This is a genomic window from Paraburkholderia sp. PREW-6R (assembly GCF_039621805.1).
Taxonomy (GTDB): Bacteria; Pseudomonadota; Gammaproteobacteria; order Burkholderiales; family Burkholderiaceae; genus Paraburkholderia.
In genome coordinates, this window is record NZ_CP155073.1 from 2,410,880 (window position 1) to 2,425,680 (window position 14,801).

14 protein-coding genes are annotated in these 14,801 nt (G+C 62.8%); 3 read left to right on the forward strand and 11 right to left on the reverse strand.

Annotation, left to right across the window (positions count from 1 at the left end):
- Nucleotides 1-75 precede the first annotated feature (75 nt).
- The 7 genes from acpP to AAGS40_RS10455 form a co-directional block, all read right to left on the reverse strand.
- Nucleotides 76-315: an acyl carrier protein gene (gene acpP, locus AAGS40_RS10425; RefSeq protein ID WP_004197638.1), complete on the reverse strand. Its 240-nt coding sequence runs from the start codon at nucleotides 313-315 to the stop codon at nucleotides 76-78.
- 152 nt (nucleotides 316-467) lie between these two features.
- A complete protein-coding gene (gene fabG, locus AAGS40_RS10430; protein WP_345811183.1) occupies nucleotides 468-1,217 on the reverse strand; it encodes a 3-oxoacyl-ACP reductase FabG in 750 nt (249 codons plus the stop codon).
- 130 nt (nucleotides 1,218-1,347) lie between these two features.
- The gene (gene fabD / locus AAGS40_RS10435; RefSeq protein WP_345811184.1) at nucleotides 1,348-2,283 is read right to left on the reverse strand and encodes an ACP S-malonyltransferase; all 936 of its coding nucleotides are present in this window, start codon (nucleotides 2,281-2,283) and stop codon (nucleotides 1,348-1,350) included.
- Between the two features lie 135 nt (nucleotides 2,284-2,418).
- The gene (locus AAGS40_RS10440; protein ID WP_345811185.1) at nucleotides 2,419-3,408 is read right to left on the reverse strand and encodes a beta-ketoacyl-ACP synthase III; all 990 of its coding nucleotides are present in this window, start codon (nucleotides 3,406-3,408) and stop codon (nucleotides 2,419-2,421) included.
- Nucleotides 3,408-4,514 carry a phosphate acyltransferase PlsX gene (gene plsX / locus AAGS40_RS10445; RefSeq protein WP_345811186.1) on the reverse strand — a complete coding sequence of 369 codons (1,107 nt, stop codon included), beginning with the start codon at nucleotides 4,512-4,514 and terminating at the stop codon, nucleotides 3,408-3,410. The genes AAGS40_RS10440 and plsX overlap by 1 nt, the downstream gene beginning before the upstream one ends.
- A 171-nt stretch (nucleotides 4,515-4,685) precedes the next feature.
- Entirely contained in the window at nucleotides 4,686-4,865 is a 180-nt protein-coding gene (rpmF, locus tag AAGS40_RS10450; protein ID WP_006025797.1) for a 50S ribosomal protein L32, read from the reverse strand.
- Between the two features lie 101 nt (nucleotides 4,866-4,966).
- Complete coding sequence (locus AAGS40_RS10455; protein WP_345811187.1) at nucleotides 4,967-5,611, reverse strand: DUF177 domain-containing protein; 645 nt, start codon at nucleotides 5,609-5,611, stop codon at nucleotides 4,967-4,969.
- A gap of 287 nt (nucleotides 5,612-5,898) precedes the next feature.
- Between AAGS40_RS10455 and AAGS40_RS10460 the strand changes: the two genes are divergently transcribed.
- Entirely contained in the window at nucleotides 5,899-6,516 is a 618-nt protein-coding gene (locus AAGS40_RS10460) for a Maf-like protein (RefSeq protein ID WP_345811188.1), read from the forward strand.
- The gene (locus tag AAGS40_RS10465; RefSeq protein WP_345811189.1) at nucleotides 6,513-7,232 is read left to right on the forward strand and encodes an SAM-dependent methyltransferase; all 720 of its coding nucleotides are present in this window, start codon (nucleotides 6,513-6,515) and stop codon (nucleotides 7,230-7,232) included. Before AAGS40_RS10460 ends, AAGS40_RS10465 begins: the two co-directional genes overlap by 4 nt.
- 86 nt (nucleotides 7,233-7,318) lie before the next feature.
- Here AAGS40_RS10465 and AAGS40_RS10470 read toward each other — a convergent pair whose 3' ends face one another.
- Genes AAGS40_RS10470 through AAGS40_RS10485 form a run of 4 tightly spaced genes read right to left on the reverse strand, consistent with a single transcriptional unit; the run spans nucleotide 7,319 to nucleotide 10,434 of the window.
- Nucleotides 7,319-8,323, reverse strand: a complete 1,005-nt coding sequence (locus AAGS40_RS10470) for a S49 family peptidase (RefSeq protein WP_345811190.1) — start codon at nucleotides 8,321-8,323, stop codon at nucleotides 7,319-7,321.
- A gap of 29 nt (nucleotides 8,324-8,352) precedes the next feature.
- Complete coding sequence (locus AAGS40_RS10475) at nucleotides 8,353-8,760, reverse strand: Rieske 2Fe-2S domain-containing protein (RefSeq protein WP_345811192.1); 408 nt, start codon at nucleotides 8,758-8,760, stop codon at nucleotides 8,353-8,355.
- The gene (locus tag AAGS40_RS10480; RefSeq protein ID WP_345811193.1) at nucleotides 8,757-9,416 is read right to left on the reverse strand and encodes an HAD-IA family hydrolase; all 660 of its coding nucleotides are present in this window, start codon (nucleotides 9,414-9,416) and stop codon (nucleotides 8,757-8,759) included. Before AAGS40_RS10480 ends, AAGS40_RS10475 begins: the two co-directional genes overlap by 4 nt.
- Entirely contained in the window at nucleotides 9,409-10,434 is a 1,026-nt protein-coding gene (locus AAGS40_RS10485) for an RluA family pseudouridine synthase (RefSeq protein WP_345811194.1), read from the reverse strand. Before AAGS40_RS10485 ends, AAGS40_RS10480 begins: the two co-directional genes overlap by 8 nt.
- Nucleotides 10,435-11,163: 729 nt before the next feature.
- On the opposite strand from AAGS40_RS10485, the gene AAGS40_RS10490 reads away from it, so the two are divergent.
- On the forward strand, nucleotides 11,164-14,610 hold the full coding sequence (locus AAGS40_RS10490) for an Rne/Rng family ribonuclease (RefSeq protein ID WP_345811195.1): 3,447 nt from the start codon (nucleotides 11,164-11,166) through the stop codon (nucleotides 14,608-14,610).
- Nucleotides 14,611-14,801 lie beyond the last annotated feature (191 nt).

Below are 14,801 nucleotides of genomic sequence, written 5' to 3' on the forward strand. Positions count from 1 at the left end.
AGCCCTGCTGGCGCCGATGACCGGCACGACAGGGCGTCATACGCCGCCGACGCAGAAACGCAGGCGCGAATGACCTTAGGCCTTGACGTTCGCGCGAGCGTAGTCGATCGCTTGCTGAACGGTGGTGATCTTCTCGGCTTCTTCATCCGGAATTTCCATGCCGAATTCGTCTTCGAGGGCCATCACGAGCTCAACGGTGTCGAGCGAGTCGGCGCCGAGGTCGTTGACGAACGAAGCTTCGTTCTTGATCTCAGCTTCTGCCACGCCCAACTGTTCTGCGACGATCTTCTTGACGCGCTGTTCGATATTGTCCATTACCCCTCCAAGGGAAAAAGAAGTTCAAAAATACAGGTGCGCGCATTTTATCAGGTTTGCCCCGGCAAAAAAGCGGCGCATCCGGTTGCTGTCAAGGCATGCGCCTGACGCATTTGCAAACGCATCAAGGCGCGGATAGTAACCGAAAACGGTTACGACATGTACATTCCGCCGTTCACATGCAAAGTGGTGCCGGTGATATAGCCTGCCTGCGGCGACGCGAGGAACGCGACAGCATGTGCGATGTCGTCAGGCGTGCCGAGCCGACCAAGTGGAATCTGCGTTTTCAACGCGGTTTGCTGCTCTTCCGGCAGCGTCTTCGTCATATCCGTATCGATGAAACCCGGCGCCACGCAATTGACCGTGATGCCGCGGCTGCCGATCTCGCGTGCCAACGCGCGCGTCATCCCTGCGACGCCCGCTTTCGCGGCAGCATAGTTGATCTGACCAGGATTGCCCGCCGAGCCGACTACCGACGTGATGTTGATGATGCGACCGCCGCGCGCCTTCATCATGGGGCGCAGCACTGCGCGCGACAGACGGAACACCGACTTGAGATTGGTGTCGACCACCGCGTCCCAATCGTCGTCCTTCATGCGCATGGCCAGTTGATCCTGCGTGATGCCCGCGTTGTTCACGAGCACGTGCAGCGCGCCGAATTCCTTTACGGTGCCGTCGATCAGCGCTTCGGCTGCGGCGGCGTCGTTCACGTTCAGCACCGCACCGCGACCGCTCACGCCGGCAGCGTTGAACGCCTCGCTGATCGCGGCCGCGCCGCTTTCGCTGGTCGCCGTGCCAATCACCGTTGCGCCCTGGCGAGCCAGTTCCATGGCGATCGCCCGGCCGATGCCGCGCGAAGCGCCCGTTACGATCGCGATCTGCTTGTCGAGAGTCTTTTCCATCTGTCAGTCCGAATGCCCTTCGCAGGGCTGATTGATTCCTGGTGCAATGCGAGATACAGCGTCACAGGCAGCGCATCACGAGCAGCGCGTCACAAGTAGTCCGTCGATCCCGGCATGCGACGCGCGAGAGTCAGCTCGCCGTGACGAGCTTGAGCGTTTCTTCGAGCGATGCGGGATCGAACACCGACGCGCCGGTCAGATTGCCGTCGATACGTTTGGTCAGACCCGCAAGCACCTTGCCCGGCCCGCATTCGATCACGTGCGTGACGCCCTGCGCGGCGATGGCCTGAACGCATTCCACCCAACGCACCGGACCGGCCGCCTGGCGCACCAGTGCGTCCTTGATCCCGACGGGTTCATTGACAATGGCAACGTCCACGTTATTGACGACGGGAATCGACGGCACCTCGATATTCACGCTCGCGAGGTATTCGCGCAGCTGGTCCGAAGCCGGCTTGAGCAGCGACGAATGGAACGGCGCCGAGACAGGCAACGGCAACGCGCGCTTGGCGCCCTTCGCTTTCGCGACTTCGCACGCCTTGTCGACCGCGGCCTTGTTGCCCGCGATCACGACTTGCGCCGGCGCATTGAAATTGACCGCCTCGACCACGCCGGCGACCGACGCCTCGACGCATACCGCGCGCACGGTGTCGTCGTCGAGACCGAGAATGGCGGCCATGCCGCCTTCACCGACCGGTACCGCCGTTTGCATGGCCTGCGCACGAAAACGCACGAGCGGCACCGCATCGCGGAACGCGAGCGCGCCGGCGGCGACGAGCGCGGTGTATTCGCCGAGGCTATGGCCTGCAAGGATGGCAGGTGCCGGCCCGCCCGCCGCCTGCCACGCGCGATCGATCGCGTACGCGGCTGTCAGCATGACCGGCTGGGTGTTGGTGGTGAGATTCAGATCTTCGGCCGGGCCTTCGGCGATCAGCTTGCCGAGGTCCTGATTGAGCGCGTCTGACGCTTCCTGAACCGTTTCACGCACGACCGCGTGGTCGGCGAACGCGTTGAGCATGCCGACCGATTGCGAACCCTGCCCAGGAAAAACGAACGCAAATTTCATAACGTCCCCAAACTCGATGTTGTCAGATATGGGTGGCGCGCCGTCGCGCATTGCACGAGCACCGCACGAGCGCCGCGCGAGCACAAGCACGCGCAGGCACCGGAAAAACGATTGCCTTTGGGCTCGCCGCCGCGATCAATAGCGGATGACCGACGCGCCCCACGTGAAGCCGCCACCGACGCCTTCGATCAACACGTTCTGGCCGCGCTTGATGCGGCCGTCGCGCACTGCGACATCGAAAGCGAGCGGAATGGACGCAGCCGACGTGTTGCCGTGCTCGCCCACCGTGACGACCATGCGCTCCTGCGGCAGGCCGAGCTTGCGGCAGGTGCTTTGCATGATGCGGATATTGGCCTGGTGAGGAATCAGCCAGTCGACCTGGTCAGCGGAGAGACCGGCTTTGGCCAGCGCTTCGACCGCTACCTTCTCGAGCACGTTGACGGCGAGCTTGAAGACCGCCTGCCCATCCATGTGCAGGAACGCGCTGCCGGACACGATGCCGCCGTTCACATTGCCCGGCGTGCAGAGAATGCCGGAGTGGCTGCCGTCGGCGTGCAACGCGCTGGCCAGCACGCCCGGCTCTTCCGATGCCTGCAGGATGACCGCGCCGGCGCCGTCGCCGAACAGCACGCAGGTGGTGCGGTCGTTGAAATCGAGAATGCGGGAGAATGTTTCCGCGCCGATCACGAGCGCCGTGCGATGCTGACCGCTGCGAATGAAGCTGTCCGCAGTGGCCACCGCATACGCAAAGCCGGAACAGACAGCCTGTACGTCGAATGCCGCGCCGTTGTTCCTGATGCCAAGCTTGTTCTGCAACAGACACGCGGTACTCGGAAACACAAAGTCCGGCGTGGAGGTTGCAACGATAATCAGGTCGATGGATTGCGGATCGATGTCGGCCGCTTCGATCGCGCGCTGCGACGCGATGAGCGCCAGATCGCTGGTCGCGACGTCAGGTTCGGCGAAATGGCGGGCATGAATGCCCGTTCGGGCCACGATCCATTCGTCGCTCGTCTCGACGCCTTGCCTGGCGAGACGCTCGGCCAGATCCTGATTGGTGACGCGTTGGGATGGCAGATAACTGCCGGTGCCCAGCACGCGGGAATAAATTGTCGATTGAGCCATTATGCCTTCGAGGATTGCGCAGCGTAGGGCTCGGCTGGCTGGCCTGCGATCGGGCTTGCGTGACCCGCACCGCTCGCGTCGCGCGCCGCCTGTTCGAGAGAACCGGCGTTCTCTTCCATTGCACGCGCAAGGCGCTCCAGCACGCCGTTTTTGACGGCATCATACCCGCGTTTGATAGCCCACTCAAACGCGTAGGCGTCCGCCGAACCGTGGCTTTTAATCACGAGCCCACGCAGGCCGAGGAGCGCAGCGCCATTGTATTGCCGGTGATCGACGCGCCGCTTGAAACGCATCAACACCGGCAACGCGAGCACCGCCATCACTTTGGTGAGCCACGAACGGCCGAACTCTTCCTTGATGATATTGGAGAGCATCTGCGCAAGGCCTTCCGACGTCTTCAGCGCGACGTTGCCGACAAAACCGTCGCAGACGATGACGTCGACCGTGCCTTTGAAGATATCGTTGCCTTCGACGTTGCCATGAAAGTTTAGTGTACTCGCGCGAAGTAATTCACCGGCGCGTTTAATCGTGTCATTGCCCTTGATGACTTCTTCGCCAATATTGAGCAAGCCGATGGTGGGCCGCTCACGACCCTCGAGCGCCGACACGAGCGCGTGCCCCATCTCCGCGAACTGCAGCAAATGCTGCGGCTCGCAATCGACGTTGGCGCCCAGGTCGAGCATCATCGTATAGCCATTGGGATTGGGCAATGCGGACGCGATAGCCGGACGTTCAATGCCCGACAGCGTTTTCAGCACATAGCGCGAGACGGCCATGAGCGCGCCGGTGTTGCCGGCGGAAATGCAGGCTTGCGCCTCGCCTTCCTTGACGCGGTTCAGCGCCACGCGCATGGACGAGTCTTTTTTCTTGCGCAGCGCTACTTCGACCGGATCGTCCATGGCGACGATCTCGGAAGCGGGTATGACGGTCAGCGCCGGCAGGTCCTGAACCTTCAACTTCTTCAATTGCGCACGAATGGCACTTTCAATGCCGACGAGCAGCAATTGCGCATCAGGATGCGAACGGACGAAGTTGACGGCGGCGGGAACGGTCACGGACGGGCCGTGGTCGCCCCCCATGCAATCTATCGTGAGCTTTACTGTCATGGAGTGCGACAAATTTCAGACGCCCTGCATGGGCTCGTAGCAAGCGCCGAAGCGCCAACTGCGATCGACACAAAAAAGCGGCAGTTGAATGCCGCCTTCTTGCCTAGCCAGGAAAATGTCAAGCGAGCCGATCGCCACGCGAAACGCCAGACGGCGCAACGCAATGAACGATTAGTCGTTCTTCGTCTTGACGACTTTCTTGCCGCGATAGTAGCCGTTCGGGCTAACGTGGTGACGCAGGTGCACTTCGCCGGTGCTCGGCTCGACGGCCAGCGGCGCTGTCGTCAGGAAATCGTGCGAACGGTGCATGCCGCGCTTGGACGGCGACTTCTTGTTTTGTTGAACTGCCATGACTTACTCCAAAAAATTTTCCGAATTCTAACACAGCCCGATCCGGTCTTTGCGACTGGCCAGATGGCCAATGCGCCCGTATCGCGCTCCCATGCAACTGTTCAGTGCTTCTTGTCGCCCGGCTCACCGCGCTTCAGACTTTCGAGCGCCGCGAATGGATTCGGCCGCTCGGGCTCGGCGCCCTCGTCAGCTTCGTCCAACCCGGCTTCGTCGCCCTCGCCTTCTGTTCCGGCCACACCAGAGACCAGACTCTCGTGCACTTCGGGACATTCCTCGTGCTTGGGCACGAGCGGCAAGGAAAGCAGCAACTCTTCTTCGATCAAGTCGACGAGATCGAAATTTCTGGAACCTACGATCACTTCGACTTCATCCTCGTCGAGCGGAAACTCTTCGGCTTCCGCCTCAGTGTTGACGATCCGATAAGTTGCATCGACGTTGAAGGCCTGCAGGTACGGCGTCAAGCATCGCTGACATTCGAGCCATGCGGAACCGTGAATCGCAAGCCTCAGATAAGGCTGCGGCCCCTCGGTGCCGTCGTCCTGCAATTCCGGCTGCGTCGTCCCTTCGGCTTGCCAGGTGAACGCGGTATCGCGGTCTGGCGCTTCCTCCGGGACTTCGTTTAACATGCGCGGCAGTTGCGAGACGCGCACGACACCCGCGGCCTGACGCCCACTCCGCGCAAATTCGAACAGGTCGATATCGTGCGGGTCGGACAGACCAGCAGGTTTGCCAGGATGTTCAGTCATGTGCGCTCCTGCGTCGGCATAGTTTTCGCCGGATGATCCACTGGTTAAACCGGTTTGCAAAGGACAGCCGCGCAACTTCTGTACGACTGCCTTGAGGACCCCTGTGGCCGCGGACCTTAGACCTGATGGCCTCTCAGTGCAGCCGCAAAAGCCGCCCGCGCGATAGCATACCGATGAAAAGCCCGAAATCATATCCGTTTTGTCTTTTCGAGTCAAACACTTAAGCCCGTACCCGTGCGAATTTCACGCAGCCCCGTACGCCCCGCCTCCCTAGCCGTTGTGTGACCATGCCCGATTCCCTCAATCACCCGCCGCGCCTGATTCTGGCGTCGAGTTCGCCATACCGCCGCGAGTTGCTCGCGCGCTTGCGCATTCCTTTCGATGTCGTCGTGCCCGCCATCGACGAAACGCCGCTCGCCGGAGAAACGCCCGACATCACCGCGATGCGCCTCGCCGAAGCCAAGGCCCGCAAAGTGGCGGACATGCTGCCCCCCGACGAAACGGCGCTGGTGATTGGCTCCGATCAGGTCGCGACTTACGACGGCCTGCAGATCGGCAAACCCGGTACGCACGACAAGGCCCTGGCGCAATTGCAGGCGATGCGCGGCCGCGAAGTGCTGTTTCATAGCGCGCTGTCACTATTCGATAGCCGCTGCGGCACAGCGCAAACGGCGGATGTCGTCACGCGCGTCAAATTCCGGAATTTGCCCGATCCGGCGCTGGAAGCCTATCTGCGTGCCGAAACACCTTACGACGTAACCGGCAGCGCCAAGTCGGAAGGCCTCGGCATTGCGCTACTCGACGCTATCCATTCCGACGATCCCACCGCGCTCGTCGGCCTGCCGTTGATCGCACTGTCGCAGATGCTGCTGGCAGTGGGCTATCCCTTGCTGGAGACACAATGAGCGGCACACTCTATCTGATCCCGAACACGCTCGGCGAAGGCGATGCCGACGCCCTCGACGCCGTCCTCCCCGCACCGGTCCGCTCGAAGGCGGCGTCGCTGACGTACTACATCGGCGAGAACGCAAAGACGACGCGCGCTTTCCTTAAAAAGGTCGGCACCGAGCGCCCTATCCAGGAAATCGAGATCCGCGAACTGAACGTGAATACGCCGAACAGTGAAATCGACAAGCTGCTCGCACCGCTTCTGGCCGGTACGGACGCGGGTCTCGTATCCGAAGCGGGCTGCCCGGCGGTCGCAGACCCCGGCGCTTTGCTCGTTCGGCGCGCGCATGAGCGCGGCGTGAAGGTTGTACCGTTCGTGGGGCCCAGCTCGATCCTGCTGGCCTTGATGGCGTCCGGGTTGAACGGCCAGAGTTTCGCGTTTCACGGCTATTTACCGGTCGACGCGAACGAGCGCGCCAAGCGCCTTCGCGACCTGGAACAGCAATCGCGAAAAGCGAAACAGACGCAGATTTTTATCGAGACGCCTTATCGCAACCGGGCTTTGCTCGACACCTTGCTTGCGACTTGCGCCCCGTCGACGCTTGTGTGTGTGGCAGTCGATTTGACACTGGGCACGGAGACGATCGCGAGCAGGTCAGTGGCCGACTGGAAGAAGAACCCGGCGCTCGATCTCCATAAACGACCGGCTATCTTTCTGATTCTGGCCATTTGAGTGGTCGACAAACGCCTGGCCGAAGCCGAGCGCCAAAGAAAAAGGACCGCACTGCAACGCAGCGCGGCCCTTTGCAATGCCACCAGTTAGTGGACGCTCAGTTTCCCGCCGAGTGCCATTGCCCGCACGGCGCCGACGCCGACCGCCGCCCCAAACTTGCGTGCGACGCGATCCGTGATGCTTTCTTTAACCGTGTAATCCACGATGTCCGGCGCCTTGAAGAGGTCGCGAGCTACGTAGTCGGCGTCGCCGAAACCATCGGCGAGACCGAGTTCGACACTCTTCTGACCGGTCCAGAAAAGGCCCGAGAACATGTCAGGCGTTTCGTGCAGGCGCTTGCCGCGCCCCTGGCGCACTGCGTCGATGAACTGAGCGTGGATCTGGTCGAGCATGTCCTGCGCGTGTTCGTCCATCTTCGGCGTTTCGGGCGAGAACGGATCGAAAAAGCCCTTGTTCTCGCCCGATGTGTGCAGACGACGCTGGATGCCCAGCTTATCCATCAAGCCAGTAAATCCGAAGCTGTCCATCAGCACGCCGATCGAGCCGACAATGCTCGCCTTGTCCACGTAGATCTTGTCGGCAGCGGAAACAGCGTAGTAACCACCCGACGCGCACATGTCGCCCACGACCGCGTAGAGCGGAATCGACGGATATTTGGCCCGCAACCGCCGGATCTCGCTATAGATGATTCCAGCCTGAACAGGGCTGCCGCCCGGACTGTTACAGCGCAGAATGACCCCGGCCGTGTCCGCATCCTCGAATGCACTTTGCAAAGCCGTATCGATATCTTCAGCGTTCGCGTTCGTATCTGCTGCGATTTCGCCGTCAAGCGTGACCATAGCGGTGTGCCGGCCCGTGGCTGCGACCTTGTCGCTAGTGAAGAAAAACGCGGCCCCGATAACGACAACAAGCAGGATAAGGAAGACGAAGCGGAAAAAGATCTTCCAGCGCCGCGCCGCACGTTGCTCGGAGATCGCGGCGAGTGCAATGCGCTCGAGCGCCGCTCGCTCCCAGCCCGGCTCGTCGGCAGGCGTGCGCGGACGGCCTGTCAGGGAAGGTTCCTTCGGCTCAGGCGTCAAATGGTCGGACATGCGGTGAAATTAAAAGAGAAGTAGAAAAATCAGACGGCCGGCCGTAACTGGTCATCAGGCAGCCAGAACACTGCGCGACCTTCCGGCGTGTCGCGCTCCTCTACCTGGACAGGACGCAACTTGCCGCCACGACAAGGACCGCCGACACATTTGCCGGTATCGGGCGCATAGATTGCCCCGTGGGTCGCGCACATCAAGTATAAACCGGACGATTCGAAGAACTGCCCTTCGGCCCAGTCAAGCTCCATGGGCACGTGCGCGCAGCGGTTCAGGTAGCCGTACGCACGACCGTCGTACCGCACGAAAAACACCACCACGTCGTCGCCACCCAGCCTGGCGGCGTGGCGAACACCCGCACCGCCATCCACCAGTTCCGCCGACGCGCAGACGCGCACGCCCGCGGCGGACAGGTCTGCCGTTTCATCGGCCGCGCTCATGCGTTCTCTCTCAGCCAGCCGGCCAGCGCGCTCACGCTGTTAGCCACGAATCTGGGCGACAACGCGGCGAGCGAATTCGCAGGGTGCGCGCCGTACGTGACGCCGATGCCCGCAACGCCCGCGTTGATCGCCATCTGCAGATCATGTGTGGTGTCGCCGACCATCACCGTGCGCGCGTTATCCTGCCCCAATTCACGCGTGAGTTCGTGAAGCATGGCGGGATGCGGCTTGGAGAAGGTCTCGTCCGCGCATCGCGTGCCGTCGAACAGGCTGGTCAGGCGCACCTGGTCGAGCGCACGGTTCAGGCCGACGCGGCTTTTGCCAGTGGCCACCGCCAGCAGATAACCTTGGTCGCGCAGGTCCTGAAGCATCTCGCGCACGCCGGCGAACAGTTCCGTGGTCTGGTCCTTGACGAGATAATGGAAACGATAACGCTCGGCGAGGCGCGGATAATCGGACGGGTCGAGCGTAGGCGCGGCAATCTGGAGCGCGTCGCGCAGACCGAGGCCGATAACGTAACTCGCGGCCTCGTCGGCGGGCACCGGCAGGCCGAGATCGCGACAGGCCGCCTGAATGCTGCGCGTGATGTGCGCGGTCGAATCCATCAGCGTGCCGTCCCAGTCGAAGACAATCAGGTCAAATTGCTCTCTAGCCATGCGTGGACGTCTCCGGGTGTGACCCATTTCGTAGTTCGTTGAGCTGCGCGACGAAGCTGCGGCACTCGGCCGGCAGCGGCGCTTCGAACTGCAGCGTCGCGCCGGTTGCCGGGTGCGCCAGCTTGAGCCGGTACGCGTGCAAAAACATGCGTTTGAGGCCCGGCTTTGCATTCGCGCGCGCCAGTTCCTTGTTCAGCGCGAAGTCGCCGTATTTGGCGTCGCCGACAATCGGCAATTCCAGATGCTGCAAATGGACCCGGATCTGATGCGTGCGACCGGTCTTCAGTTCCGCCTCGAGCAGCGCATAGCCGGGCCACCTGTCGATCAGATTGAAGATCGTGTGCGACGCGAGACCGTCCGCCTGCACGCGCACGCGGCGCTCGCCGTCGGCGGTGAGGTACTTGTGCAGCGGCTCCTTGACCGCGCGGCGGCGGCCCCAATCGCTCGCCCATTCACCGTGGACGCAAGCATAGTAGCGCTTATCCATCTTGTTCTCGCGAATCTGCTCGTGCAGGTCGACGAGCGCCGAGCGTTTTTTCGCAAGCATCAGAATGCCGGACGTTTCGCGGTCCAGCCGGTGAACGAGCTCAAGAAATTTCGCCTGGGGACGCGCCTCGCGCATCTGCTCGATCACGCCGAATGCTACGCCGCTGCCGCCGTGCACCGCCACGCCGGCAGGTTTGTCGATCACGAGCAGATGCTCGTCTTCGAAAATGATCCTGAAATTTGCGCTGGGAATGGCCGTCTGGGCAATCTGCTCGTTTGGCTGCGCGACGCGGATGGGCGGCACGCGCACGAGATCGCCAAGTTCGAGCCGGTATTGCGCATCGATCCGGCCCTTGTTCACCCGCACCTCACCGCTGCGCAGGATGCGATAGATATGGCTCTTTGGCACCCCTTTACACACGCGCAACAGGAAGTTGTCGATGCGCTGTCCGGCCGCGCTGTCGTCGATCTCGATCAATGACACCTGGTCGCTTGCGACCGATTTCTGGGATATTTTGCCTAACTCTTTCATTCTGAATATAATTTGCCCAGCAGTCTGCGGCGGCCGGCGCAGTGACCGGAATTCGGGCGGACTGCGCGGGTGCAAGCGTAAATCGTTATTTTACTTGCGCCGGGGTCTGGTTGCTCGCCCTGAAAATGAGATGCAACAAGTTGCACGCACGAGGTCAGTGCCCGGCAGGGACGGCGCCCACAGGCGCGTTCGGTCAAGGTCGGCTTCGACGGTAACGGATTTTTGGTAAAAAAGAATTTAACTTTCAGCTTCGGTATCGGGCGGCGTTACGCCCTGTTGTTCGAAGCTGCTGGTTGCGAAAATACGGCGTGCGCCCGAGGCGTCTTGTAGAAAGTACAAGACATGGCGACGTCAAAATGACGCGAGACACCCCCAGCTGGAAAAGACGCGCCGCCTGCGCGAACTTCCCGTTGCGGCATGACCGCTGCCCTCGACCCTCCGGTCACGCGCCCAGTTGGCGCACCGGCGAGAGTGGACGAAGGCTTGTGAGGTCTGCCGGCAGAACCCGCGGCGTGTCGGGTCGTAATTTGAAGCCGTGTTCGCATGTGCCCTGCGGCACCGTGCCCCTTTGTTGATGGGCCGGGCCCTCCCCAGGCAATTCTCCCGCCATTTTTCCCGCTCCAGCGTGCTCGTGAAAACACAATAAGGCGCGGCATGCCGCTGCCCTTTTGCTCCTGCGACTGACAATCGCTCGGCGAAAGGTAGGCCAAGCCGCTCTGGAGCCGTTCAATGAAACGAATGTTGTTCAACGCGACGCAGCAGGAAGAGCTGCGCGTTGCCATCGTCGATGGGCAAAAACTCATCGATATCGACATCGAAACCGCCGGGCGCGAACAGCGCAAAGGCAATATTTACAAGGGCATCATTACCCGCATCGAGCCGTCGCTCGAAGCGTGTTTCGTCAATTACGGCGAAGACCGCCACGGCTTCCTGCCGTTCAAGGAAGTCGCCCGCCAGTATTTCCGTGACGGCGTCGACATGCGCTCCGCACGCATCCAGGACGCCCTCAAGGAAGGCCAGGAACTGATCGTTCAGGTCGAAAAGGAAGAGCGCGGCAACAAGGGCGCGGCGCTCACCACCTTCATTTCGCTCGCCGGCCGGTATCTCGTTCTGATGCCGAACAATCCGCGCGGCGGCGGCGTGTCGCGCAGGATCGAAGGCGACGACCGCCAGGAACTGCGCGAAACCATGGCGCAGCTGCAACTGCCGGAAGGCATGAGCATCATCGCGCGTACGGCCGGTATCGGCCGCTCCGCCGAAGAACTGCAGTGGGACCTGAACTACCTGATGCAGCTGTGGCGCGCGATCGAAGCCGCGTCGCAAAGCGGCTCGTCCGGTCAGCCCATGCTGATCTATCTCGAATCGAGCCTCGTCATCCGCGCGATTCGCGACTATTTCCAGCCGGACATCGGCGAAATCCTGATCGACACCACCGAAATCCATGACCAGGCACGCGCCTTCATGGATATCGTGATGCCGGACAATGTCAGCAAGGTGAAGCGGTATCACGACGACGTACCGCTCTTCTCGCGTTTCCAGATCGAACACCAGATCGAAACCGCATACTCGCGCACGGTGCCGCTGCCCTCGGGCGGCGCCATCGTGATCGACCACACGGAAGCGCTGGTCGCAATCGACGTGAACTCGGCGCGCGCCACCAAGGGCGCCGACATCGAGGAAACGGCCGCGCGCACCAACCTCGAAGCCGCCGATGAAGTCGCCCGCCAGTTGCGCTTGCGCGACCTGGGCGGCCTGATCGTGATCGACTTCATCGACATGGAATCGGCCAAGAGTCAGCGCGAAGTCGAGCAACGCCTGAAAGACGCGCTCAAGCACGACCGCGCGCGCGTCCAGATGGGCAAGATCTCGCGCTTCGGCCTGATGGAGCTGTCGCGTCAGCGTCTGCGTCCGGCGCTGTCGGAAGGCAGCCACGTGACATGCCCGCGTTGTAACGGCACGGGTCATATCCGCGACACCGAATCGTCCGCGTTGCAAGTGCTGCGGATCATTCAGGAAGAAGCGATGAAGGAAAACACCGCGGCGATCCATTGCCAGGTGCCGGTCGAAGTGACCGCCTTCCTTCTGAACGAAAAGCGTTCGGAAATCAACAAGATCGAATCGCGTTTCAAGGTCAACGTCGTGCTGGTGCCGAACAAGCACCTGGACACGCCGCATTACAAGCTGGAGCGTCTGCGTCATGACGACGCCCGCCTCGACGACCCGCGCGCGTCCTGGAAAATGGCCGAAGAAGCGGCCCGCGAACTGGAATCGGAAACCGGTTACAGCAAGCGCACCGAAGAAGTGAAACCGAAACAGGAAGCAGCGGTCAAGGGCATCACGCCGGAAAAGCCGGCGCCCAGCGCACCGGTTCGTCCGGTGGCAACGCCCGCTCCGGTGGCGGTCACGCCTGCAAGCGGCGGATTCATCGGCTGGCTGAAAAATCTGTTCGGCATGCAGCCGGCCGCCCCTGCACCGGTCGTGCCGGCCGCGCCCGAGAAGCAGGTACGTCCGCAGCGTGCCGAGCGCACGGAGCGCGGTGAGCGCACCGGCGAGCGTGGCGGTGAGCGTGGCGGTGATCGCAACCGCAACCGCCGTAACGGCGCGGGCGGACGCGATGCCGCCGGTCGCGCGGAAGGCACGGGCGCCGGCCGTCAGGCTCAGGGTCAGGGCCAGCAGCCGTCCCAGCGTCGCGAGGAACGCGAGCCGCGTGAGGGCCGCGAGGGTCGTGAAGCACGTGAAGGTCGCGAACCGCGCGAGGCACGTGAGCCGCGTCAGAACCGTGAGCAGCGCGAACCGCGTGAGGCCCGCGAAGGGCGCGAACCGCGTGAGGCCCGCGAAGGGCGCGAACCGCGTGAGGCTCGTGAGCCACGCGAGGGTCGTGACACCCGTGGCGAGCGTACCGAAGCGGTCGAAGGTGCACCGCGCGCCGAGCGTGGCGAGCGCCCGGAACGCGGCGAGCGCCGTGAACGCGGCGAGCGTGGCGAGCGCCGCAAGCAGCCGGCCGACGCAACGGATGCGCTGACGCAAGGCGACGCACAAGCCGCGGACGAACTGGCGCAAAACCAGACCGCACTCGGCGAGAACGAGGTACCCGGCGATCAGGAAGCCGTGGCGCGTGAAGGCGAAGAGCGTCGTCGTCGCCGTCGCGGCCGTCGTGGCGGTCGTCGCGAGCGTGAAGAAGACGTGAACGGCAATCTGGCCGCGGATGTCGCAGAAGCCGAAGGCGACAGCGTGAATGTGACGGACGACGTCCCGGTTCGCACGGTCCATCAGCCGGTCGAGCGCCAGCCGGAAACCACTGAAGCGACTGAAGCGCTTGACGTGAAGCCGGTCGAAGTGGTGGTCGCCGCTGTCGCAACCGAGACCGCCGTGGTCACCGAACTGCACGCCGCAACTGAAACGCCGGCACTGGCCGTCGAAAAGGCCGCGAAGGCTGAGGCGATCGTGCCGGTCGAGCACACGGAGCAGGCACACGCGGCTCCGGCTGGCGTCGAACCCGTCGAGCAGGCACCGGTTGCGCAAGTCCCGGCCACGCCGTTCGATGCGGCACAGGCCGCGCCGGCGGCAAGCGAGACGGTTTCGCTGGTCGAGCCGGTCGCCCGGGTTGACGAAGCTGCGCAAGCTGCGGTGCATGCACCGGTGGAAACGCCGGTCGCGCCTGCTGCCCCGGTCGCCGACGCGCCGGCTGCCCCGGCACCCGCACCGGTCGAAGCCCCGGCTCCGTCCGCTGCGGTGGAAGTAACGGCTGCCGAGACCGCACCGCAAGCTGAGATCGTCGAACCGGAACCGGTCGTCACCACTGCCGCGCCTGAAGTGGAGCCGGCAATCGAGTCGGCGGCTCCGCTGGCAGCGACGCGTGTAGCGACGCCTGCCGCGACGCCTGCAGCAGCGCCCGCCGAAGGGGCTGCCGCTGCACCGGCAGCCAGCGAACCGGCACCGGCCGCAATCGCCTCGCAAACGTCGCGTCATGGCGGCGTATCGGCGGAGGCACTGAAGCCAGTGCTGGAACAGGCGGGTCTTGTCTGGGTCAACACGGACGCTGACAAGCTCCGCGCCGCGCAGGAAGCGGCAGCACAGACGGTCAAGCCGGCTCGTGTGGTTCGCGAACGCAAGCCGCTGCCGCCAGTCGACGCCGCACCGATGCAACAGGTCGAAACCGGCAAGCACCCTCAGTAAGCGGGGTGGCACCATCAGAAAGCCCGCCCTTACCGGCGGGCTTTTTGTCTTTATGGCGAAGGAACAAAAACTGCGCCGAAGCGGGCGCGGCATCCGCTTCCCTTGTACGCCGGCATTGCCGGGGTTGCATCTGCTGTAACAGGCATTTCCGATAGAATGAATGACTGGCTTGCTCGCCAAGCTTTACCGAA